The sequence below is a fragment of the Mesorhizobium sp. GW821-FHT07A06 genome (genome assembly GCF_059419085.1).
In genome coordinates this window covers 543109-565497 of sequence record NZ_JBWKRC010000002.1, presented here as the reverse complement: position 1 = coordinate 565497, position 22389 = coordinate 543109, and the positions used below count along the sequence as shown (strand labels likewise).

Annotated in this window: 23 protein-coding genes and 1 pseudogene; 12 read left to right on the top strand and 12 right to left on the bottom strand. The window is 63.4% G+C overall.

The window, feature by feature from the left end:
- Positions 1-79 precede the first annotated feature (79 nt).
- Positions 80-1012, bottom strand: a complete 933-nt coding sequence (locus AC07SZ_RS08185; protein WP_494913924.1) for an alpha/beta fold hydrolase — start codon at positions 1010-1012, stop codon at positions 80-82.
- Positions 1013-1195: 183 nt separating this feature from the next.
- Between AC07SZ_RS08185 and AC07SZ_RS08180 the strand changes: the two genes are divergently transcribed.
- Positions 1196-2203, top strand: a complete 1008-nt coding sequence (locus AC07SZ_RS08180) for a ribonuclease T2 family protein (protein WP_494913923.1) — start codon at positions 1196-1198, stop codon at positions 2201-2203.
- A 38-nt stretch (positions 2204-2241) separates the two neighbouring features.
- On the opposite strand, the gene AC07SZ_RS08175 is transcribed toward AC07SZ_RS08180, so the two are convergent.
- Positions 2242-3528 (bottom strand): GGDEF domain-containing protein, encoded by a 1287-nt coding sequence (locus AC07SZ_RS08175; RefSeq protein ID WP_494914164.1) that lies wholly within the window; start codon positions 3526-3528, stop codon positions 2242-2244.
- 253 nt (positions 3529-3781) lie between these two features.
- Between AC07SZ_RS08175 and ettA the strand changes: the two genes are divergently transcribed.
- The 5 genes and pseudogenes from ettA to AC07SZ_RS08150 all read left to right on the top strand — a co-directional run.
- Positions 3782-5431: an energy-dependent translational throttle protein EttA gene (gene ettA / locus AC07SZ_RS08170; RefSeq protein ID WP_494913922.1), complete on the top strand. Its 1650-nt coding sequence runs from the start codon at positions 3782-3784 to the stop codon at positions 5429-5431.
- Positions 5432-5476: 45 nt separating this feature from the next.
- Positions 5477-6247, top strand: a complete 771-nt coding sequence (gene tam, locus AC07SZ_RS08165; RefSeq protein WP_494913921.1) for a trans-aconitate 2-methyltransferase — start codon at positions 5477-5479, stop codon at positions 6245-6247.
- 109 nt (positions 6248-6356) lie between these two features.
- Positions 6357-6692 (top strand): hypothetical protein, encoded by a 336-nt coding sequence (locus AC07SZ_RS08160; protein ID WP_494913920.1) that lies wholly within the window; start codon positions 6357-6359, stop codon positions 6690-6692.
- 129 nt (positions 6693-6821) lie between these two features.
- Entirely contained in the window at positions 6822-7943 is a 1122-nt protein-coding gene (locus AC07SZ_RS08155; protein WP_172349781.1) for a beta-ketoacyl-ACP synthase III, read from the top strand.
- A 170-nt stretch (positions 7944-8113) separates the two neighbouring features.
- Positions 8114-8524: pseudogene (locus tag AC07SZ_RS08150) on the top strand (GFA family protein); the annotation flags it as partial.
- A gap of 23 nt (positions 8525-8547) precedes the next feature.
- On the opposite strand, the gene AC07SZ_RS08145 reads toward AC07SZ_RS08150, so the two are convergent.
- The 3 genes from AC07SZ_RS08145 to AC07SZ_RS08135 all read right to left on the bottom strand — a co-directional run bounded on the left by AC07SZ_RS08145 (position 8548) and on the right by AC07SZ_RS08135 (position 10107).
- Complete coding sequence (locus tag AC07SZ_RS08145) at positions 8548-9114, bottom strand: methyltransferase family protein (RefSeq protein WP_494913919.1); 567 nt, start codon at positions 9112-9114, stop codon at positions 8548-8550.
- A gap of 152 nt (positions 9115-9266) precedes the next feature.
- A complete protein-coding gene (locus tag AC07SZ_RS08140; protein ID WP_494913918.1) occupies positions 9267-9665 on the bottom strand; it encodes a VOC family protein in 399 nt (132 codons plus the stop codon).
- A 19-nt stretch (positions 9666-9684) separates the two neighbouring features.
- Positions 9685-10107, bottom strand: a complete 423-nt coding sequence (locus AC07SZ_RS08135; RefSeq protein WP_494913917.1) for a hypothetical protein — start codon at positions 10105-10107, stop codon at positions 9685-9687.
- A gap of 197 nt (positions 10108-10304) precedes the next feature.
- Here AC07SZ_RS08135 and AC07SZ_RS08130 point away from each other — a divergent pair, with 197 nt between their 5' ends.
- Positions 10305-10874: a TetR/AcrR family transcriptional regulator gene (locus AC07SZ_RS08130; protein ID WP_494913916.1), complete on the top strand. Its 570-nt coding sequence runs from the start codon at positions 10305-10307 to the stop codon at positions 10872-10874.
- 4 nt (positions 10875-10878) lie between these two features.
- The gene (locus tag AC07SZ_RS08125) at positions 10879-11496 is read left to right on the top strand and encodes an MOSC domain-containing protein (RefSeq protein ID WP_494913915.1); all 618 of its coding nucleotides are present in this window, start codon (positions 10879-10881) and stop codon (positions 11494-11496) included.
- Positions 11497-11544: 48 nt separating this feature from the next.
- Here the strand turns inward: AC07SZ_RS08125 and AC07SZ_RS08120 are convergent, their stop codons facing one another.
- A complete protein-coding gene (locus tag AC07SZ_RS08120; protein ID WP_494913914.1) occupies positions 11545-12384 on the bottom strand; it encodes an SDR family oxidoreductase in 840 nt (279 codons plus the stop codon).
- Between the two features lie 132 nt (positions 12385-12516).
- Complete coding sequence (locus tag AC07SZ_RS08115; protein WP_172373211.1) at positions 12517-13479, bottom strand: D-amino acid aminotransferase; 963 nt, start codon at positions 13477-13479, stop codon at positions 12517-12519.
- Positions 13480-13633: 154 nt separating this feature from the next.
- Between AC07SZ_RS08115 and AC07SZ_RS08110 the strand changes: the two genes are divergently transcribed.
- The gene (locus AC07SZ_RS08110) at positions 13634-14143 is read left to right on the top strand and encodes a hypothetical protein (protein WP_494913913.1); all 510 of its coding nucleotides are present in this window, start codon (positions 13634-13636) and stop codon (positions 14141-14143) included.
- Between the two features lie 15 nt (positions 14144-14158).
- Here the strand turns inward: AC07SZ_RS08110 and AC07SZ_RS08105 are convergent, their stop codons facing one another.
- Positions 14159-14473, bottom strand: coding sequence for a DUF2293 domain-containing protein (locus AC07SZ_RS08105; RefSeq protein WP_056573349.1), 315 nt, complete (start codon positions 14471-14473; stop codon positions 14159-14161).
- Complete coding sequence (gene tsaA, locus AC07SZ_RS08100) at positions 14470-14994, bottom strand: tRNA (N6-threonylcarbamoyladenosine(37)-N6)-methyltransferase TrmO (RefSeq protein ID WP_494913912.1); 525 nt, start codon at positions 14992-14994, stop codon at positions 14470-14472. Before tsaA ends, AC07SZ_RS08105 begins: the two co-directional genes overlap by 4 nt.
- 187 nt (positions 14995-15181) lie before the next feature.
- Between tsaA and AC07SZ_RS08095 the strand changes: the two genes are divergently transcribed.
- Both AC07SZ_RS08095 and metF read left to right on the top strand, forming a co-directional pair.
- Positions 15182-16204, top strand: a complete 1023-nt coding sequence (locus tag AC07SZ_RS08095; RefSeq protein WP_056573343.1) for an ArsR/SmtB family transcription factor — start codon at positions 15182-15184, stop codon at positions 16202-16204.
- A complete protein-coding gene (gene metF / locus AC07SZ_RS08090) occupies positions 16204-17121 on the top strand; it encodes a methylenetetrahydrofolate reductase [NAD(P)H] (protein ID WP_140775777.1) in 918 nt (305 codons plus the stop codon). The genes AC07SZ_RS08095 and metF overlap by 1 nt, the downstream gene beginning before the upstream one ends.
- A gap of 428 nt (positions 17122-17549) precedes the next feature.
- Here metF and AC07SZ_RS08085 read toward each other — a convergent pair whose 3' ends face one another.
- Entirely contained in the window at positions 17550-18467 is a 918-nt protein-coding gene (locus AC07SZ_RS08085) for a DMT family transporter (RefSeq protein WP_056573335.1), read from the bottom strand.
- A 225-nt stretch (positions 18468-18692) separates the two neighbouring features.
- Here AC07SZ_RS08085 and AC07SZ_RS08080 point away from each other — a divergent pair, with 225 nt between their 5' ends.
- Positions 18693-19913 carry an alanine racemase gene (locus AC07SZ_RS08080; RefSeq protein ID WP_056573332.1) on the top strand — a complete coding sequence of 407 codons (1221 nt, stop codon included), beginning with the start codon at positions 18693-18695 and terminating at the stop codon, positions 19911-19913.
- Between the two features lie 78 nt (positions 19914-19991).
- On the opposite strand, the gene AC07SZ_RS08075 is transcribed toward AC07SZ_RS08080, so the two are convergent.
- Together AC07SZ_RS08075 and AC07SZ_RS08070 are read right to left on the bottom strand one after the other, a co-directional pair.
- Entirely contained in the window at positions 19992-21170 is a 1179-nt protein-coding gene (locus tag AC07SZ_RS08075) for a lytic murein transglycosylase (protein ID WP_056573329.1), read from the bottom strand.
- Positions 21171-21467: 297 nt separating this feature from the next.
- Positions 21468-22268 (bottom strand): glycoside hydrolase family 25 protein, encoded by an 801-nt coding sequence (locus AC07SZ_RS08070; RefSeq protein ID WP_494913911.1) that lies wholly within the window; start codon positions 22266-22268, stop codon positions 21468-21470.
- Between the last annotated feature and the right edge of the window lie 121 nt (positions 22269-22389).

The following is a 22389-nucleotide window of genomic DNA, read 5'->3' as shown; positions in this document are numbered from 1 at the left end:
ATCACCGTGATTGCCGCGAGAGCAGAGGCTCTACCAAGACCGGCAAGGGCTGTCACGGCCCTTGCAATAGGCCAATCGGTCACGCCTTCAGGGCACCGTCGGCCCAAGCGGCGAAATCGTCCATGATGAGGTCGCGGTTCACCTCGTTCAGGCTTTCGTGGCGGGTGTCGGCGTAAACCTTTGAAACGAGATTCGAAAAGCCCATCCTGAGCATGCGGTTGGCAAGGTGGGTGATGCCCTTGCCGTAGTCCGAAGCGGGGTCTTTCTCGCCGCCGACGATCGCGACCGGAAGGTCGCGCCGCACGCTCGTGAACCCGGCATCCTTGCCGCCGTTCATCGCCATGGAGACCACATCGTGCCACATCGACACCGAGGCGTCCCAGCCGCACCGCGGATCGGCGATGTATTTCGCCACCTCGGCCTCGTCGCGCGACAACCAGTCGAACGGCGTGCGGTGGTTGGGCACCGCCTTGCCCCAGGCCTGGAAGGTGAGTTTCGGCAGCAGGCGCGATGGGACGTCGGAGCCCAGCCGCATCCGTTCCCAGGCAAGGATGCCGAGCGCTACCTGCCCAAGCCGCCCTTGCGAGAAGTTGCCGTTCCAGATCGCGGCGGCATGGACACGCGGCGAGTGGCTCAAAAGGTAGTTCAGCGCTATCGACGCGCCCATCGAATGACCGAAAAGGATGACCGGCAGATCAGGGCATTCGCTGGCGATCAGGTCATGGATGGCATCGACGTCGGCGATCACCTTGGCTGGGCCATCCTTGTCGGCGAACTTGCCGAGCGGCGCGTCGGGCGCCTTGGTCGCGCCATGGCCGCGATGATCGTGGACATAGGCGTGGAGGCCGCGCGCGGCCAGGAAATCGGCGAAACCGGCATAGCGCGCGGCGTGTTCGGCCAGTCCATGATTGATCTGGACGACGGCACGTGGCCGGCCATCGGCATGCCTGACGAGGAGATTGAGATCGGCCCCGGTCGGTGAGCGGACCATGCGTTGTTGACTGAAAGGCATGGCCGCCTGTTCTCTTCCCCATTTATCGTTGTTGGTTTTGTTTGCGCCGGCGCCGGTTTCGCGTCAATCCACAGTAACTGCTTTTGCGCGACGATGTTTCTTGCGTTTGGCCAGCAAAACATCGCAATTCTGACATGGAGACAGCTTCAGTCTGTCGCCCACTTTCTTCAGCCGGGGATTCTCATGCGCATTGGTGTTGTTTTCGGATTGGCCATGCTGGCGGTATCGCTGGCCGGCGCGGCGCATGCCGACGTCAAGATGAGCGGCACTTTCGTCGCCGACGCTGCCTGTCCGGCAACGCAAGCCATCAAGAACAGCAAGAATCCCGGCAATGTCTCGACCGATGCCGGACAGAGCTACCAGCTGCTGGCCGGCAACAAGGACGCGCCGACACATTATCTGATCCTGGTGCCGGGTGCCGATCCGGAGCGCCGCTGGGTGAAGGTCAGTTGCGGCCATCTGTCGGGCAGCAGTGCCGCGACGGTGCCGGCTGCACCTGGCGGACAAGGCAAGCCCGCCGCCTCGGGCAAGCCCGAATATGTCTTCGCGCTGAGCTGGCAGCCGGCTTTTTGCGAGACCAAGTCGAACAAGACCGAATGCAAGGCGCAGAACCCGAACGAGTTCGATGCCACCAATTTCACCCTGCACGGCCTGTGGCCGCAGCCGAACGGCAATTTCTATTGCCAGGTGGCGGCCAACGACAAGGCCAACGACAATCCGGCTCACTGGAAGGACCTGCCGCCGGTCAATCTGGACGCTGGCACCCGCAAGGAGCTCGACCAGGTGATGCCGGGGACGGCCTCCCAGCTGGAACGGCATGAGTGGATCAAGCACGGCACCTGCTACGGCAAGAGCCAGCAGGAGTATTTTGCGGATGCGCTCAGCCTGATGCGGCAGGTCAACAGCTCGCCGGTGCGCGATCTTTTCGTCAAGAACATTGGCGGCAAGCTGACGGCGGACCAGATCCGCGGCGCCTTCGACACCGCGTTCGGCGCGGGGGCAGGCGACCGCGTGCGGGTGTCCTGCGTCATCGATCCCACGAGCGGCCGGCGGCTGATCGGCGAACTGACGCTTGGCCTTGCCGGCCCGATCGGCCCGAACGCTTCGCTCAAGGACCTGCTGCTGGCCTCGGTGCCGACCAACAAGGCCGGTTGCCCGACCGGCACCGTCGACGCGATCGGGTTCCAGTAAGCGCCGCCCGAACGGCCGTCGCCTGCCCGTGACCGGCGCTAGATTTGCCCCGACTTGGTCCAAGCGACCGCCATATCGGCCTCGGGGCCGCCTGGCTCGCCGACGACGCGATCACGCCCGGTCGACTTCGCCTTGTAGAGGCGCTGGTCGGCGAGCGCGAACAGATCGGCAAGGCAGCGGGTCGTTTCGCCGACGGTTGAAACCCCGGCGCTGACGGTCAGCTCGAAGCGGCTGGTGACGGCCGATGCCTTGACCGCGTAGCGGATGCTTTCGCCAAACAGCCTGGCGACCGAATGCGGGCGCGAACTCAGGACGGCGAATTCCTCGCCGCCGATCCTGAACACCTGGTCTTCGGCGCTGGCCACCTCGCGAAGCAGGGTCGCAACCGTCTTCAGCACCTTGTCGCCCTCGGCATGGCCGAAACGGTCGTTGATCGACTTGAAATGGTCGACATCGATGATCAGCAGGCTGAGCGGCCTCGCCGTGCGCAGGCTGATCTCGACCGCGGCTTCCCCGTCAGCATCGAAGCGGCCGCGATGCAGCAGGCCGGTCAGGCCGTCGCGGCCGACATGCTCGACCAGTGCTTCGTAGCGCTCGCGGTATGTCAGCGTCTGGAAAATATCGGTCAGCCCACGCGGCAGCGGAATGTCGCGCTCCTCGAACCATCTGAGGTAAGCCACGAGCATGCCGCTGAAGGCCAGGGCCGCGGCCATCTTGGCGAACCAGCCGCCGAAGAAGACATCGATCGGCGCGCCGGCAACGAAATGCAGCGCGGTGAAGAAACCCGCCTGGTCGAAGGTCAGCACGCAGGCGACGCAAATCAGGATGCGTGCGAACTGCGCCTCGCGCAGATACCGGCCAAGCTTTTCATAGATCAGGATGATGAGGATGGCGTCGATGAACAGCAGCGTCGTGCCCCACACCATCAGCCAGCCCATCTCGTCGATGAAGCCGATGTCGGGCAGCCGGCCATCGGGCAGCGGCGCTATGGCGTGCAGGCGCAAGAGCAGCACCAGCCCGATCATCAGCGCATTGCCGAGCAGCAGGCCGTAGATCGGCTGGCGTACGGTGGCGGCGTCCTCCTTCATGTAGAGCAGGAGGAGCATCACCAGCTTGCCCGAAAACAGCACCGCCGAGCCCGGCGAAACCATGCCGAATGGCAAGGCGACATAAAAGACGCTGGCGAGATAGGTTTCCAGGAAGTGCATGACGCCGAGCGCGCAGACGAAAACGCCCAGACCAATGCGCTTCCTGAAGCGAAAAAGCGTCACCATGACGCTGAAGTAGACGATCGCTTCGGCAAGGAGCAGGAAACTGTTCAGCAATGCCGTCGATCCGCTCTCTTTCCAGGAATCGCGGCCAGCCGGCGATTCCACCCCGATCCTCTTTTGACGCGGAAGGGTTAACCGGAGCTTTCAGCGGCTCGTTGCCGATGGAAAACTTCAGGAGGCGGCGCGCACTTAGTTCGTGTGGTCGGCTTGATCTGGCAAAAGCGATTGCCGTTCGCCGCCGCATCGCCTACATAGCGGCCAACCTCCATTCAAATCGACAATTCAGTCAGTTTCAGGGAAAGCGCGCGTGGCACGCCAGTTCATCTATCACATGTCCGGCCTGTCGAAGGCCTATGGCACCAAGAAGGTGCTCGATAACGTTCATCTGTCCTTCTACCCGGACGCCAAGATCGGCATTCTCGGGCCGAACGGCTCGGGCAAGTCGACGATCCTGCGCATCATGGCCGGGCTCGACAAGGAGTTCCAGGGCGAGGCATGGCTGGCCGAAGGTGCCACCGTCGGCTACCTGGCGCAGGAGCCGCATCTCGACAACTCCAAGACCGTGCGTGAAAACGTCATGGACGGCGTCGGCAGGAAGACCGCCATCATCGAGCGCTACAACGAGCTGATGATGAACTATTCCGACGAGACGGCGGACGAGTCCGCCAAGCTCCAGGATGAGATGGACCGGCTCAACCTTTGGGATCTCGACCAGCAGGTCGAGATGGCGATGGACGCGCTGCAATGTCCGCCGCCTGACTCCGAAGTTACCAACCTGTCGGGCGGCGAGCGCCGCCGCGTGGCTCTCTGCCGGCTGCTGCTCGAACAGCCCGACCTGCTGCTGCTCGACGAACCGACCAACCATCTCGACGCCGAGACCACGGCGTGGCTCGAAAAGCACCTGCGCGACTATCCGGGTTCGGTGCTGATCATCACCCACGACCGCTACTTCCTCGACAATGTCACCGGCTGGATCCTCGAACTCGACCGCGGCCGCGGCATTCCCTACGAGGGCAACTACACCAGATATCTCGACGCCAAGGCCAAGCGCCTGATCCAGGAAGGCCGCGAGGACGACGCCCGCCAGAAGTCGATCTGGCGCGAGCGCGAATGGATCCAGTCGAGCCCGAAGGCACGCCAGACCAAGTCGAAGGCGCGTATCAAGGCCTATGAGGAACTGGTCGAGCAGTCGCAGAACCGCAAGCCGACCGATACGCAGATCGTCATTCCCTCGAGCGAGCGTCTCGGCAATGTGGTCATCGAGGTCGAAGGCCTCAACAAGGGCTTTGGCGACGAGCTTCTGATCGAGAACCTGTCGTTTCGGCTGCCGCCGGGCGGCATCGTCGGCGTCATCGGCCCGAACGGCGCCGGCAAGACGACGCTGTTCAAGACCTTCACCGGCCAGGAGAAGCCGGATGCAGGCACCGTGCGCATCGGCGAGACGGTCAAGCTGGGCTATGTCGACCAGAGCCGCGATGCACTGGATGGAAACAAGACCGTGTGGGAAGAAATCTCCGGCGGCGCCGAAATCATCAAGCTCGGCAAGCACGAGATCAACAGCCGCGCCTATTGCTCGTCCTTCAACTTCCGTGGCGGCGACCAGCAGCAGAAGGTCGGCAACCTCTCCGGCGGCCAGCGCAACCGCGTGCATCTGGCCAAGATGTTGAAGAATGGCGGCAATGTCCTGCTGCTCGACGAACCGACCAACGACCTCGACACCGAAACGCTGGGAGCGCTGGAAGACGCGCTCGAAGCCTATGCCGGCTGCGCCGTCATCATCAGCCACGATCGCATGTTCCTCGACCGCATGGCGACCCACATGCTGGCCTTCGAAGGCGATGCGCATGTCGAATGGTTCGAAGGCAATTTCGAGGAATATGAGAAGGACAAGCTGCGGCGCCTGGGCGCCGAAGCGGCGGCCCCGCACCGCATGACGCACAAGCGGCTGACGCGGTAGGGGACCATAGGGGCGGCGAATTCTCAAACCACATGAGGAGTTCAAATGGCTGACTGGTCCGCCGCCCAATATCTGAAATTCGAGGATGAGCGCACGCGGCCCGCGCGAGACCTGGCGGCACAGGTGCCGGTCGATTTCCCGCGCCGGGTCGTCGACATCGGCTGCGGACCGGGCAATTCCACCGAGCTCCTGGTAGAGCGCTGGCCGGATGCGCAGGTGAGCGGTTTCGACACCTCTCCCGACATGATCGAGAAGGCGAGGGCGCGCCTGCCCAATGTCAGCTTCGACCTCGCCGATGCTTCGACATGGCGGCCGGCCGAGCCGGTCAATGTCATCTTTGCCAATGCGGTGTTCCAGTGGCTGCCCGAGCACCCTTCGGTGTTTCAGCGGCTGATGGGCTTCCTCGCGCCCGGCGGTGCGCTGGCGATCCAGATGCCCGACAATATGGCCGAGGATTCGCATCGGCTGATGCGTGAGACCGCCGCCGAAATGCCGTTTGCGGCAAGGATAAAGGGCGCGGCGCGCGCGCCGCTGCCGCCGGTGTCGTTCTACTACGACCTGTTGTCGCCGCTCAGCGACCGGCTCGATATCTGGCACACCATCTACAATCATCCGCTGGCCGATGCCGAGGCGATCGTCGAGTGGGTCAAGGCGACCGGGCTGAAGCCGTTCCTCGATCCGCTGGAGGCGGAAGAGCGCAAGCTGTTCCTCGACAGCTACACGGCCAAGATCGCCAAGGCCTATCCCAAAACGGCAAACGGCAAGGTTCTGCTACGCTTCCCGCGAATTTTCATAGTCGCCAAAAGGGCCGGCTAGGAAAGAATTATCCACTTTTCTTGGGCCCTGACGCGGCCGCTTGACCCGGTTTGACCGCCATGCCAACTCATCGCGCGGGCGACGATGGCCCGCATGGCAGGGGGGAGTGATGACTTTGAAAAGATTGCTTTGCGGCGGTGGCGTATGCGCGGCGGCACTTCTGGCGTTTTCGGTTTCGGCCGAAGCCAAGCGGGCGCGCTGCTTCACCACGGATGACGGGTATTTCCCGTGCAGCTACCGCATGATCGATGGTGCGGGCAGCTTCCGCATCTCGGCGCCGGGCTATCCGACCTATGTGCTGGAGATCGACGGGCCGGGTTTTGCCTATGGCTACGTCAATCTCGGCCGCCGCAACGTGCCGTTGCCGGGACAGTATGTGCGCAGCCGCGACGACGGCGCCTGCTGGAACAACCCGCAGACGAACGCCAAGCTGTGCGCCTGGTGAAAGCGGGTCAGGCCAGTCTGAAACCTTGATTTAAGCCGGCGTAAACCGGCCGGATGAGAAAAGTGTTGCGCCGAAGCGTTTCGGCGCCCACATGAAGCCGCAACGCCTGCGGATGGGACGGACTGAAACATGCATCGCGTCATCATCAGCGGCATCGGCGCTGAAATTCCTGAAGCTGTCATCACCAATGAAGAGCTGGTCGAGAGCTTCAACAGCTGGGTCGACACCGAGAACGCACGCCGCCAGGTCACCGGCGAGGCGCTGCTGCAGAAATCCGACAGCGACTTCATCGTTCATGCCTCGGGTGTGAAATCCCGTCATGTGATCGAGCGCGAAGGCATACTCGATCCAACCCGCATGACGCCGCGCATTCCGGCGCGGCCCGACGATGCGCTGTCGCTGGAAGCGGAATTCGGCATCGCCTCGGCCAGGAAGGCGCTCGACCATGCCGGGCTTGAGCCGTCGCAGATCGACCTGATCATCTGCTCGGCTTCGCACCACCAGCGGCCCTATCCGGCGATCGCCATCGAAATGCAGGAAGCGCTGGGGACAAGGGGCGCGGGCTTCGACATGGGGCTTGGCTGTTCGTCCGCCGCCGCGGCCCTTCACATGGCCGTCAATCTGGTGCGCTCTGGCGCGCACAAACGCATCCTGGTGACCACGCCGGAAATCATCACCGGCCATCTCAATTTCCGCGACCGGCAGACACATTTCATCTTTGGCGACGCCTCGGTGTCGCTGGTGGTGGAGGGACTTGCCAAGGGCGACAAACGGCCGGGGCGCTTCGAGGTGCTGGACACACGCATCTGGACGCAGATGTCGAACAACATCCGCACCAATCTCGGCTATCACACGCGCACCGCCCAGGACGATCCCTACATGATCAACCTGGAAGGCAATTTGATCAAGCAGGTCGGCAACAAGGTGTTCAAGGAAGTCACCGTCGCCGGCCAGAAGTTCATCGTCGAATTCCTGGCCGAGCACGGGCTGACCCCTCAGGCGGTCCGGCGCTTCTGGCTGCACCAGGCCAATGCGCGCATGAATGCCATGATCCTGAAGCTTTCCTTTGGCCACGACGTCGATCATGACCGTGCGCCGATGGTGCTGGAGCGGCTGGGCAACACCGCGGGCGCCGGCGCCATCGTGGCGCTGTCGGAGAACCATGCCGACATGAAGCCCGGCGATTTCGGCTTGATCTGCGCCTTTGGCGCGGGGTATTCGATCGGCGGCGCGCTCATCCGGATGCTCTAAGCAACGTCGCGGTGATGCCGACCTGAAAGCCCATTCGGGCTTTCGTCCTCAGCCGGGCCGCTTCGCGCCGTCTCTATTCCGTTTCAACCTGACCTGACCCTCGCACAGCCTGTGTCGGGGGTATCTGTGCCTGGGAGCAACGCGATCCCGTTTCAGAAAGGAGCGTTCCAATGGCCGATGCCCGATGCAGCTGCGGTGCCCTCACGCTGGCGCTGACAGGACCATCAAAACTGGTTGTCGCCTGCCATTGCCTCGATTGCCAGCGCCGAACCGGCGCCCCCTTCGGCGTCGGCGCCTTTTATCCGGCTGACGCTGTCGCCATCTCTGGAACCGCGAAGGAATTCACCCGCGATGCGGCAAGCGGCGGCAAGGTCCACAACTACTTTTGTCCGAACTGCGGATCGACCGTCTACTGGATAGCCGACAGGCTGCCGTCAATGATCGGCGTCGCCATCGGCGCGCTTTCGGATCCGAAATATCCTTCGCCAGCGCGGTCGATCTTCGAGCAGTCGAAACATGATTGGGTTCAAATCGGCGGCGCCGTCGACCATTTTCGGGAAAGCAGCGCGGCCGGCAGATCGGAGCAAGCCGGCGTTCCAACGTGTCAGGCCGGTGTGAAGGGCACCAGCATCGGCACCCGCCGTGCGTAATCGTCATAGGCGGGGCCCAGTTCGCCGCGCAGGAAGCGTTCCTCGAGCCTTGCCTTCATGACGACGCCGATGATGAGCAGGGCCGCGCCCGCAATACCCCAGATCGTGCCCTTTGCCGCCATTGTGGCGAGCACCGCCAACAGCAGCCCTGTGTAGATCGGATGCCGGACCAGGCCATAGGGGCCGGTATCGACGATGCGATGGTCTGCCTTGGAAGTGACCGAGGCCGACCACAACCTGCCCAGATGAATGCGCGCCCACCACGAGAAGATCAGCCCGATGGCGATCAGGGCAATGCAAGCCCAGGCCTCGGCGAGGGTTGGGGTCCACAATCTCAACCTGCCTTCATAGCCATGCGCCGGAACGAACAGCAGGATGGTGCCGGCCAGCCAGAAGACACGATAGCGGACCTCAGCCCCGATGGTGGCGCGTTTCTGAGCTGGATCAGCCCACGCCGCGGCCGCAATCCACGTGAGCACCCAAATCAGCCAGAGCAGCGTGATTACCGTCACCGGTCGCATGCCGAACCTCCGGTCCTTGTTTCATGCAGGCCGCGCTCCCAAAACCGGGACTCCTTTTGGGCGACATGCAGTCGAGCACCATGAGAGCGAGCCGACGCGGCGGCAATGCGGCGCCAGTTCCATTTCCGGTAAGAAGATCGTGATCCTTATCCTCACTCGCTGGAACAGCTGAACATCCATTGAACGCCATAGGCGTCGACCAACATGCCGAAACTGCTTCCCCAATATTGCCGCGCCAGGGGCACGGTGACGCGGCCGCCGGCGGCCATGCGTTGGAAAAGCTCCCGCATGGCGGCCAGGTCGTCGAATTCCAGCATCATGGCGGAGCCTTTCATCGGCTCCGCATCGTCATTGTCGGAGGCATGAAACAGCACGCCGGGACCTTCGAAGCGCGCATGCAGGATCTTTCCGTGCATGGCTTCTGTCCGAACCGGCATTCCGTTGTCGCCCCAGCGCAACAGGATGGTTGCCCGACCGAGCCCGCACTCTTCGTAGAAGGCCAGTGCCGGCTCGCAGTTGGTGGTGAAGAACAGCGAAGGGGAGAGCCGCATCCTGTCGTTCCCTATCATTTCAGTGCGCCGCGGCGGTGACGGCGGCGATAAGCGCATCGCCCGTATATTGCCTGTCGCCGATGCCCCAGCCGCCGTCGGGTGCGTTGACGATGTTGATCCAGGTGTTTTCGGGCTTGTGCTCCGGGACGCAGAGATCGGCGACAATCCCGGCGGCGGTGGCGATGAAGGCCTTGCGGGCTTCAACCGAGCCAAGGCCGATATTGGGCAATTTCAACTCCACCATGACGACAGGCCGGTTGGCACCGCCGGCATAGATGTGGCGGGACGGCAGGACATGGACCGTGCCGCCGACGATCGACGTGAAGAAGGAATTGCCCGTAGCGCCGGAGGCATCGATCAGGGCAGCGCTGAGGCGCGGCAGGATTTCGCGCTCTCCGGCCTCTGTCAGTACACCTTCCGGCGCGGTCACGGTGATTGGCATCTGGGCTCTCCTTGTCCTCGGGTTGCACGGCCTTGCCTGACGGATCGTCTTCCGGCTTGCCATGTTTCGTATCAATTGTTACGTTATGCGAAACAGGCAAGTCAACAGGTTTCGTATCGATCACTATGGATAACTCGGAAAAGGCCAGGGGCGGTCGTCCCCGTGCGTTCGACCCCGACCGGGCACTGGATGCGGCGATGCATCTGTTCTGGGAGCATGGCTATGAGGCGACGTCGCTTGCCATGCTGCGTGAAGCGATGGGGCTGACGCCGCCGCAGATCTACAATGCTTTCACCGACAAGGAGACCTTGTTCCGCAAGGCGCTGACACGCTACCACGAGACCGAGATAGGGTTTGCGCTGGAGGCGCTGAGTGCGCCGGTACCGACGCGCGAGGCGATCCGGCGGTTGCTCATGGGGGCGGCGGAGGCCTATTCCAGGCCCGGCAAGCCGGGCGGATGCCTGTTCGTCAGCGGCGCGCTGGCGGCCTCGCCGCAGGCGCAAGGCATCGCGGATGAACTCAAGGCCTATCGCAAGGCGAGCGAGGCGGCGATCGCGCAGCGGCTGGCCAGGGGCAGGGCAGCGGGTGAACTGCCGCAAGAGCTCTCCGTCGAGAGTCTCGCCAAATACATTGCCGGCGTCATGAACGGCATGTCGATCCAGGCGCGCGACGGCGCATCGGTTGAAGAGTTGCGCCTTTTGGCCCAAACCGCTCTTGCGGCCCTGCCGGACGAAGGGCAAAACCAGGGCGCGTCATCCAAGGAATGAAGCCATGCTGGATCTCTTCCCCGAGGCCGAAAAGCCGGTCGAAATCATCCCGGCAAAGAAGCTTTCCGCCCGCGCGGCCGCGCTTTATGCCGCGCCGGCGGATCATTTCCAGACACGCCCGGTGAAGGAATTGCGGCTGGGCTTCGACGGCATATGGGGCGATTTCCATGCCGGCGCGACGCGGCGTTCGGGAGGACGCGAACCCTGGTATCCGCGCGGCACCGAAATGCGCAACGAGCGGCAAGTGTCGATCGTGGCCGGGGATGAACTGGCCATTGTCGCCGAGCGGATGGGGCTGGCCGAGATCAGGCCGGAATGGATCGGCGCCAATCTGGTGATCGAAGGCGTGCCGCATCTGTCGATGCTGCCGGCTGGCACGCTGCTGTTCTTCAAGGATGGTGTCACCCTCAAGGTCGACGCCCAGAACGGACCATGCCGCATCGCCGGGCGGTCAATTGCTCAAAATTCCGGGATGGCCGACATCGAAGCTGGCGCATTGTTGTTCCCGAAAGCGGCGAAGCGGCTGCGGGGCGTGGTCGCCTGGGTCGAGAAGCCGGGAACGATCAAGGCCGGCGAAGAGATTTCCGCGCGGGTGCCGGAGCAGTGGATCTATCGGGCCTGAGAGCAAGGGCTACGCCGCCCTTGGGCGGCGTAGCAAGAGTGCCGGGCCTCAGCCCTTGCGGTTCTTGTTGGCGCCTTGCGCCATGACGGACACGTGGTCCCACTTGTCCCAGGTGGCGAGGCGGTTGGCGTATTCCTGGCGGATCATCGGCAGGCCGCCATCGCCGAAGAACACGCGCAGCGGCGGCTCGGCGGCGTCGACGATGGCCAGCATCGCCGGGCCGGTCGCCTCGGGATCGCCGGCGACCGAGTTGGCGCGGCGCTCGGCCATCTTGGCACGGGCAGGCGCATAGGCCTCGATAGGCTTGGAGACCTTGGCGGAGGCGCCGGACCAGTCGGTGGAAAAGCCACCCGGCTCGACCAGCGTGACATGAATGCCGAACTCCGCGACCTCGATGCTGAGTGACTGGCTGAAGGCTTCCAGCGCCCATTTCGAGGCGTGGTAGAGGCCGAGCGAGGCAAAGGCATTGACGCCGCCGATCGACGAGATCTGGATGATGTGGCCGGACCTCTGCGACCGCATGATCGGCAGGGCTGCCTGCGTGACCCAGAGCGCGCCGAACACATTGGTTTCGATCTGGTCGCGGGCTTCCTGTTCGCTGACTTCCTCGATGGCGCCGAAATGGCCATAGCCGGCATTGTTGATGACCACGTCGAGCCGGCCGAAGCGCTTGTGCGCCTCGGCGATGGCGGCGTCGACAGCTTTCTTGTCGGTGACGTCCAGCTTTATCGCGGCAATGTTGTCGCCATATTTCTCGACCAGATCGGCGAGCGTGCCGGCGTCACGGGCGGTCGCGGCAACGCGGTCGCCACGCGCCAATGCGGCCTCGGCCCAGACGCGGCCAAAACCCTTCGACGATCCGGTGATGAACCAAACCTTTGATGTCATGATGTGGGTTCCTTGCCCCTGAGGGCGCGATTTTAGCGAAAGCGGAGGCTTCTCCGCTTTCGCGCATATACAGTCCGTCCCTTGATTTTCCAGAGGAGAGGGGAAATCTTTTTTGAACAGGACGGCCCGGTATCAGGGATATTTCACGGGGCTCGACCACGCCGGGTGATCGTGCTTTCGCCAATAGAGCGCCATCAGCCTGCTGGTGACGGCCCCGACCTTGCCATCGGCGATGGCCGCGCCGTCGATCCGCGTCACCGGCATGATGCCGCCGGCGGTCGAGGTGATGAAGACCTCGTCGGCCGCCTTTAGCGCGGCGACGCTGATATCGGCAGCCTCGGCGGTGAGCCCTTCCTCGCCACAGAGATCGAAAACGGTGCGGCGGGTGATGCCGGGCAGCACGCCGATGGCCGGCGTCGACAGTCTCCCATCCTTGACGCAGAAGACGTTGAAGCCCGGGCCCTCGGCGACATTGCCGTTGAAGTCGAGAATGAGCGCGGTCTCGGCGTCGCGGTCATAGGCATCGTAGAGGCCGCGCACCAGGTCGAGCCAGTGATAGTTCTTGATCGCGGGATCGATCGAAGCCGGCGGGATACGCACCTTGTCGCTGATGGCGACGTGCAGGCCGCGCCGCAACTGCTCGGCATTGGCGACCGAGCCGAACTGGACCGCGAAAGCCATGAAGCGATTGATCGCCTGGCGCGGATCGCGGCTGAAGGTCGGCGAGGCGCCGCGGGTGCACAGCATCTCGACATAGGCGGCGCGATGGCCCGACAGCGCGACGCAATTGTGCAGGATCTCGGCCACGCCTTCGCGATCGAAGGGGATCGTCATGCGCAGCTTTTCGAGCCCGCCGAAGAAGCGGTCGAGATGCAGGTCAAGCCGGAAGAAGCGGCCGTCCCAGACATGCACCGTATCGTAGGTGGCATCCGAGTGCAGAAATCCCCAATCCAGCACCGACACCTTGGCCTGCGACATCGGCAGGTACTGACCATCGAGGAAGGCGATGCCATCGGGATAGGAATGCGGGTCGACATGGCGATCGCCAACCAGCGGCAGTCGCGCCGGGTCCTCTGTTGCCTTCGTCCGGGTCATCGCGGCCTCCTCTCGCACAAGGCGGATCTGCAGGCTATCGGCGCCGGACAGAAGCGATAGAGCCAGCCATCAGGCGCTGTTCGTCCTCCATGATCTGGCCGATACACCGGATTGGAGTTGCCCTATGATCCGGCAGCTTGGAATGGGAGGGGATATGGTCAGGCTTGGGACCGTCATCGCAACCATGATGATTTTCGCCGTGGCGGGCGAAGCCGGCGCACAATGCGTGAAACAAGGCGACGAACTCTGCCAGAACGGCCAGACCTATCGCTGCGAGAAGACCGGCAGCGAACTGCCCCCGATCTTCCAGAACCTGCCTTGCTCGGTGAACGCGCCGGCGCGGACGCTGGCCGGCACCTGGGTCGGCAGTGGTCACCAGAGCCCGTCGGGTGATGCCGGGGCCGACTGGTCGATCGCCATGACGATCACGGATGATGGCGCATCGATCGATTATCCGTCACTCGGCTGCGGCGGGTCGCTGTCGCAGACGTCGCGGGATGAGACATCCGCTGAGTTCCATGAAAGCATCACTTACGGCCAGGACAAATGCATCGATGGCGGCGACATCACCGTCCGGGTTTTCAAGGGGAACCTGTCCTGGACCTGGGTGGGCCAGGCTGACGGCCAGCCCTACAACGCGGTTGCCGTGCTGAAGCGAAAATAAACAGACCCTGCCGCCTCACTCATCCTCGTCGTCGGCGTCGAGCAGGCGTGTCGCCCGCCAGCGGGTGAGCACCATGTTGGTCTGCTCGATGACGAAGAAGCGTGCGGAGTCGCGGTCATATCCCTCGGCCAGCAGTTTTTCGTAATCGGTGTGCATGTGGCGGATGTGGGCGATCGTCGCCAGCCACACCGCGATCGTCGGCGGCAAGGTCTTCATATGCACCGAGCCGGCGTCAGCGCGGATCTTTTCCATGTCGGCGTAAGGCGCCAGCGGCAGGAGCGCCGTCAGTGCCTTGGCGATGGCGCGGCGGCGGCCGGTCGGCGCCGTCATCGCTCCTCGCGCCCTTCCATGGTCGCCTCCGGTACGGCGTCGGTCGAGGCGAAGTAAGGCTTGATGTCGATGACCGGGGTGCCGTCAAGCGCATCGATGGCGTCGATATCGATGCGCCCGGTGCCGATATCGAGCCCGACAAGTTTTGCCATATGCAGGCCGATCGGGTTCGGCCGGGCAGGGGAGCGCAGGCCGAATACGCCTTTTGCTTCAGCCGCATGGCGCGGTTTCTGAACAATCAGATTCCGCGGCGCGTGATGCAGCCAGGACAGGATGACGACGTGGCTGGCGCGCTCAAGGCCCTGCAAGCCGCCGCGATAGGGCGCGTCGATGGTCAGCACCGCCGGCCGGCCGGCTTCGCGGGCCGCGCGCATGTTTTTCGGGCAGGTCTCGCGTGTGGTCCATGGCGAGGCGATGCGGCCAATGAAGACGACGCCGCCATCCGCGGGCATTGCAGCCGGGTTCTGTTCCAGCCTCTGCTCACCTTCGCGCGCCTCGAACATCTCACGCGGTGCGGTCATTCTGCCATCTCTGTGTTGGTGCCAGTCCCAAGACCGCTACACGTTTTTGGGCGATATGCACCGGGAAATCACGCATGCGGCATTTTCTTGTCCGGAAGCGACATAGCGCTTGCAAGGTTTTGAAAATCGACATAAACATATGTTTATATCTTTTTCAAATCTGATGCGCTGAAAAGAGAATACGCGGATGCATGTCTCGCTCGACACCATGGTGGATACGCTGAAGGCGGCGGCCGAATCCAGCCGCCTGCGCATATTGGCACTGTTGTCGCGCGGCGACCTCACCGTTTCCGATCTTACCGAAATTCTCGGCCAGTCGCAGCCGCGCGTCTCGCGGCACCTGAAGCTCTTGCTGGAGGCCGGGCTGATCGGCCGTTACCAGGAGGGGTCGTGGGCTTTCTTCCGCCTGTCGGATGCCGATTCCGCGCGGGACTTTGTCATGGGGCTGGTTTCCAGCATTCGCGGCGCCGATCCGCAGGTCGAGCGCGATCTCGAGCGCCTGGCCTCGGTCAAGCGCAAGCGGCAGGACCGGGCGGCGGAGTATTTTTCCGTGAATGCCGCAAGCTGGGACCATATCCGCTCCCTGCATGTGCCGGACCGCGCGGTCGAGGCCGCGATGCTGAAGCTGGTCGGCAAGCGGCCGTTCCAGTCGATGCTGGACCTCGGCACCGGCACCGGCCGGCTGCTCGAAATCTTCTCGCCGCTCTACCGGCGCGGCGTCGGCATCGACATGTCGCGCGAAATGCTGACCGTTGCGCGCGCCAATCTCGACAAGGCCGGCGTTTCCAACGCGCAGGTGCGGCAGGGCGATATCTTCTCGCCGCCGGTGGAGCGTGACGCCTTCGATCTCGTCACCATCCACCAGGTGCTGCACTATCTCGACGATCCCGCCCGCGCCATCCACGAAGCAGCGCGGCTGTTGCGCCCGTCGGGCCGGCTGGTCATCGTCGACTTCGCGCCGCACACGCTGGAATTCCTGCGTGACGAGCACGCGCATGTCAGGCTCGGCTTTTCCGACCGGCAGATCGGCGAGTGGTTTGCCGAGGCGGGCCTCGATCTCGAGGATGCCCAGGAGTTCGAGCCGCGGGGCGGCAACGAGGCCAGGCTCACAGTCAAGCTGTGGCTTGGCCGCGACCGGCGCCTGCTGATCGCCGATCCTGCCAATGACAGCCAGCAGAGCAAAGTAAGTTCGATAGGGGAAATCGCCTGATGAACCAGTTCCGCTTTTCCCGCCGCCCCGACATTGGCGACAAGGTCCGGGTTTCCTTCGAATTCTTCCCGCCCAAGAACGACGAGATGGAGGCGCGCCTCTGGGATACGGTCACGCGGCTGGAGCCGCTGAAGCCGAAATTCGTTTCGGTGACCTACGGCGCCGGCGGCTCGACGCGCGAGCGCACGGCGCGCACCATCAGCCGTATCCTGAACGAGACGAGCCTCACGCCGGCCGCGCACATGACCTGCGTCGACGCGGCCCGCCATCAGGTGGACGCCGTGATCCAGGAATTCGCCGATATGGGCGTGAAGCGCTTCGTCGCCTTGCGCGGCGATCCGGCCGCTGGCGTGGGCACCGCCTATCGCCCGCATCCGGACGGCTATGCCAACGGTGCGGAACTGGTGGGAGCGCTGAAGGACGCCGGCGATTTCGACATTTCGGTCTCGGCCTATCCGGAGAAGCATCCGGAAAGTCCTGACTTCGCCACCGATATCGACATGCTGAAGCGCAAGGTCGACAATGGCGCGACGCGGGCGATCACCCAGTTCTTCTTCGACAATGATCTCTACGAGCGCTATGTCGAGCGCGCGCGCCGCGCCGGCATCTACATCCCGATCGTGCCCGGCATCCTGCCGGTGCACAATTTCACCCAGGTCGCCAATTTCTCGGCGCGCTGCGGCGCGCTGGTGCCGGCATGGCTGGCGGAGCGCTTCGACGGCCTGCAGAACGACCCGCAGACCCATGCGCTGGTGGCATCGGCGGTCGCCGCCGAGCAGGTGCTGGACCTGGTCGAGCGCGGCGTCGGCGACTTCCACTTCTACACGATGAACCGCGCCGACCTCGTCTTTGCCATCTGCCACATGATCGGCATCCGCTCGCACGAGGCGGAGGTGGCGGGTTCGGCTGCCGCGTGAGGCAGGGCCAAAAGCAAAAGGCCGGGTAAAACCCGGCCTTTCGAATTGCTTGGACTATCTGGTGCTGGTCTTCCCCGTTTTGGCGGGTTCAGGGAAGGACGCCCATAATGAGGGCGCCGATGAAAGCAAACGCAGCACAAATCATCAATGCGTTGATTGGCCTCGTAAGTCCCATGACATAGCCTCCTCTTAAAGAGCTATGCCTAGGAGTCTAGGTTCATTTGTGCCACAGGCAAGCGGAAAATGTGCTGCATTGCGACGTAATTGCCAGATTTGCGACGTCGGTTTTGCCGTTAGCCGTTGAAACTTCTGGGCAAAAACCCGCTTCAGACCTGTGAATAAATTGTGGCGGGATGGTGTCGCGAGCGTGTCATGGCAGCGCTACCGTCACGAAGTCGATTTCGATTTTCGCGCCAATGCGGTTCAGCCTACCGCCTTCCAAGCACGCGTCCGTCGATTGTGAGAAGACCAAGTCCGATCAGCACCACGCCGCCGATCTCGAACAACTCCAGGCGTTCGCCGAGGAACAGAAAACCGAGCAGCATGGCGCTGGCCGGAACGATCAGCGTGACCAGCGAAGCGTTGGTGGCGCCGGCGGAGGCAACGAGGTTGAAATAGAGGATATAGGCAAAGGCGGTGGACAGGAGAGCCAGTGCCAGCACCGCCGCCCAGACCGGCGGCGAGGCCGAGAACAGTCCGGCCGGGCCGTATGTGAAGAGCACAATGGGGATCATGATGATGGTCGAGGCGGTCAGTTGCCCGGTGGCGATGACCGGCGAGGGCACGCCCTTGAACCGGCGGGCGATCATCAGCGCAATGCCATAGGACAGCGAGGCGCCGATCAGCGCGAATTTCGCCCAGACCGGGCCGCCAAGCCCGGCGAGCAGGCCGGGACCGATCATCACGGCGGTGCCGGCAACGCCGAGCGCGATGCCGGCCAGCTTGTTCCAGGAGAGCTTTTCGTCCGATGTCATCGCGTTGGCGAGGATCAGCGTCCAGAACGGCGTGGTTGCGTTGAGCACCGAGGCGACGCCGGCGCCAAGCTCGGTCTGGCCGGCGAAGATCAGCGAGAAGGGGACGACGTTGTTGGTGAAGGCCAGCAGGAAGAACAGGCCGGCATGCGGAAGCGCAAGGCGGAACGAGGGGCCGCGCAGGCCGAGATAGAGCTGCAGCGCGATCGCCGCGATGGCGACGCGAAACAGCACCAGCACCAGCGGATGAAGTTCGGCCACGGCGATGCGGGCGAAGAAGAACGAGCCACCCCAGATCGCGCCGAGCAGCAGCAATTGCCCCCAGTCGGCAAGCGTCATCGGTCCGCGCGGTGCTGATGTCGCGGCTATGGCCATGTCTATCGTCCTCCCCCAAGACAGGCCGTAATGCCGGCCCGGATGCAAGCCGGTCAGACACAAGGCATATCCGTTCCGGCGATAAGGGCCACCCGAAACCTGATCGGCGGCAAACGATGCCGCCAAAAATTAGCGCCGCTGCGTCAAAGGCACGAGACACAGAATTGTTTTCATTAGCCGCTAGCTTGGATTAATTGTGCGCAGGCTGAAGTCGAGGATTCGTCAATGCAGCGATTCGAGAATGCCCGCGAGGCGGCTCTGGCGCTTCGCCCGGACGATCCCGTCTATTGCTTCCGCCCGCGGGTGCTGAAGGCCGATGCCAGGCAGTTCATGGGTATGTTTCCCGGCAAGACCGCCTATGCGGTCAAGACCAATGGCGAGCAGATCGTGCTGAAGACGCTGGTCGAGGCCGGCGTCACCGCCTTCGACGTCGCTTCACCCGGCGAATTCGCGGCCGTGCGCGCCGTCTCGCCCGATGCCGAGATGCTCTACATGCATCCGGTCAAGGCGCAGTCGGATATCAAGCTGGCGCTGGAGAAATACGGCATCCGCGTCATCTCGCTCGACCATGAGGACGAGATCACCAAGCTGACCCGGGTGGTGCGGGCACTCGACATCGACCCGGGCTCGGTCAGCGTGTTCGTGCGGGTGCAGACCAAGGGGCATGCCGCCTACGAGCTGTCGAAGAAGTTCGGCGCCGGTCCGGCCTATGCCGTGGAACTGGCGGAACGGCTGAACCGTACGGGCTACAAGGTGGGCCTGTGTTTCCACGTCGGCAGCCAGATCGAGGATCCAGATACCTATGAGCGGGCGCTGGCTTCGGCCGACTGGGTGCGCAACCGGCTGGCCTTCGATATTGCGGGGCTCGACGTCGGCGGCGGCTTTCCCGCCGAATACGGCCATGATCCCAACCGCAAGCAGATCGAGATGCCCTCGCTCGGCCAGATCATGTCGCGGCTTTCCGGCGACCTGAAAGAGTACCAGTTCGACCAGATGCCGCTGGTGGCCGAGCCGGGCAGGGTGATCGTGGCGCGCTGCCTGTCGCTGATCGTGCGGGTGCTGCTGCGCAAGGGCAAACGGCTCTACATCAATGACGGCATCTGGGCGTCGCTGTCGGATTCCTGGACCGGCAAGATCACGCTGCCGGCGCGCTTCATTCCCGATCCGGCGATCAGGACCCGCAATGGCGATGAGAGCAAGATCGTGCCGTTCAAGGTCTGCGGCGCGACCTGCGATTCCGTCGATATCCTGTCGAGGCCATTCTGGCTGCCGGAAACCGTCGACACCGGCGACTGGATCGAGATCGGCCATATCGGCGCCTATTCGCTGTCGCTCAGGACCCGCTTCAACGGCTTTTATCCCGACACCTTCGTCGAGGTGACGACGCCGTTCGACGAGGGCGACGCGCCGCAGGGATTCGCGAGTTTGGAGACGATGGCGGATTAGGAACGAGAGTGAGTAGTCAGTAGTCAGTAGTCGTCAGTAGGGAATTCTCTAAATTCCACCACTCACTACTCACTACCTTCACAGCTTCCCCAACAGGTCCGGCGTCGGCCAGCCGTCCACCGGCAGGCCGAGCCGCATCTGTTCCTTGCGGATGGCTTCGCGCGTGTTGGTGCCCAGAATGCCGTCGACAGTGCCGACGTCGTAGCCCCGGGCTTCGAGTTTGGTCTGCAGCGCCTTCATCTGCTCGTTGTCGAGGCCTTGTTCGGGGTTGCGCGGATCAAGCGGCGGCGCGCCGGCGAGCCTCGCGGCGAGATTGGCCGCGGTCAGCGCGTAGGTGAAGGACTGGTTCCATTCGAGATAGACATCGAAATTGTCATAGGTCAGGAAGGCTGGCCCCTTGCGGCCCATGGGCAGCGCAAGGCCGGCCTTGAGGCCCTTGTCGACGAGCGGCGAGCCGTCCGGATTGGTGACGCCCCACTGCGCCCACTGTGTCAGCGGCAATTTGTTGGTGCGCCCGGTCTGGTCCCAGGGCATCTCATCGGGCACCCGCACTTCCTGGATCCAGGGTTCGTCACGCTTCCAGCCGCGCGACAGCACTTTGTTGGCGGTGGTCATGATCACGTCGGGCACGCTGTTGCGCAGGTCGATCTTGCCGTCGCCGTCGCCATCGACGCCACGCGCCAGATAGTCCGAAGGCAGGATCTGCGTCTGACCGATTTCGCCGGCCCAGGCGCCCTTGACGTCGGCCGGCAGCACGCCACGGTCGATCAACTCCAGAAGCGGCACCAACTGTTGGCGGAAAAGTTGCGGGCGGCGGCAATCATGCGAAAGCGTCACCAGCGCGCTCAGCGTGTGGAAATCGCCCTGCACGGCGCCGAAATCGGTTTCGAGCGCCCAGAAGGCGGTGATGACAGGCGCCTGGACGCCGAACTGCTGGTCGGCACGGGCGAAGATGTCGGCGTATTTCTTCATGTTCGCCGCACCTTGCTTCAGGCGGTAGGCGGAGATCATGCGGTTGGAAAATTCGATGAAGGTCTGGGTGAAGACGCCCTGGGCGCGGTCGCGCGCCAGCGCCCTCTGGTCAAAGGTGGCATCTTCAAGCGCGTCGAGGCCGATGGCGCCGACACCGGCCGCCTTGGCTTCCGCCGCCACGCCCTGTTTCCAGGTTTCGAAGTCGCCGCCGCATTCCTGTGCCATCGCCGGCAGGGCCGTGGCGCACAGGAATAGCGCCGCGAGGGCTTGGGAACGCAGTCGCATCAGCTTCCTTCCGAAACGAAGAGGGCATTGTCGTGATTGGCTGGAAGCCCAACGCCCCGAATTACCAGCGGTTGCACTTTTTTGCCGCTGGCTGTGTCGAAAAGCAGGCGGCAGGCCCGGTGTCAACGGTTCTTCTGCCACAGTTCCTTGTTCAAGGCGGCTCGGCTGGCGTTGAACCCGGTTCAACGGGAACCCTGCTGGAGTGATTTGATCAAAGACCTAGCTGCCGTTGAACCCGGTTCAACGGGAATCCTGCTGGAGTGCTTTGGCCGAGGATTCGCTGCCGTTGAACCTGGTTCAGCGGGTGTTCTGCCGCAGCCATTTGTTCCAGGCGGCCTCGCTGCCGTTGAAGACGTTGATGTCGGACTTGCCGGTCATGCCCGGAACGATGCCGGTGCCGGTGTACTGCCAGAAGGTGAAGGGATGGCTGCCATACTTCTCGCGCGGGTGGCCGGCGACGGAGCGTAGCCAGTAGGGGTAACCGCGGAAGCTCGAGAGCTCGTTGTCGTCGAAGAAATCGACCGAGGTGTAGATGATCGGCTTCTTGCCGTAGTGCCGCTCGACGATTTCGAGGAAGGTGGTCATTTCCGCGCGCACCTTTGCCGGGTCGGGTCGTAACCTGCAGGTCGGGGATTTCGGGTTCCATTCCATGTCGAGCACCGGCGGCATGGCGGATCGGTCGACGGGAACATTCTGGATGAACCAGCGTGCCTGCTGGGCGGCCGGAGTGCAGAAATAGAAGAAATGATAGGCCGCGCGCGGAACGCCGGCGGCCTTCGTGCGCGACCAGTGCTCGTTGAAATACTCATCGAAGCGGTCGCCACCCTCCGTCGCCTTGATGAAGGCGAAGGAAATGCCGCTGGCCTTGGCGGTCGGCCAATCGACCGAGGTCTGGTATTTCGACACGTCGGTGCCGTGGACGGCATAGTTCCAGGGCGCGCCACTGTCCCATTCATGCGGCTTGGAATCGGCGAAGCGCGGCGCGCGCACGGCCACCGTCGGGCTACTGGAAGCGGACGGCGACAGCGGCGAGAGATCGTCCACCGTCGAGCAGGCGCCAAGCAGTGTCAGCATGAAAAGGGCCGCAAGACGGCGCATCGCAACTTCCAAGCCGGAATCAGCCGGTCGCTGATGGGTCTGTGAACCGATGGCCGACGACTGGTCGAGCCCCCTCCAGGCGATCGCCCCACAGCATCGCCCAGCATATCCATTTCTGTGC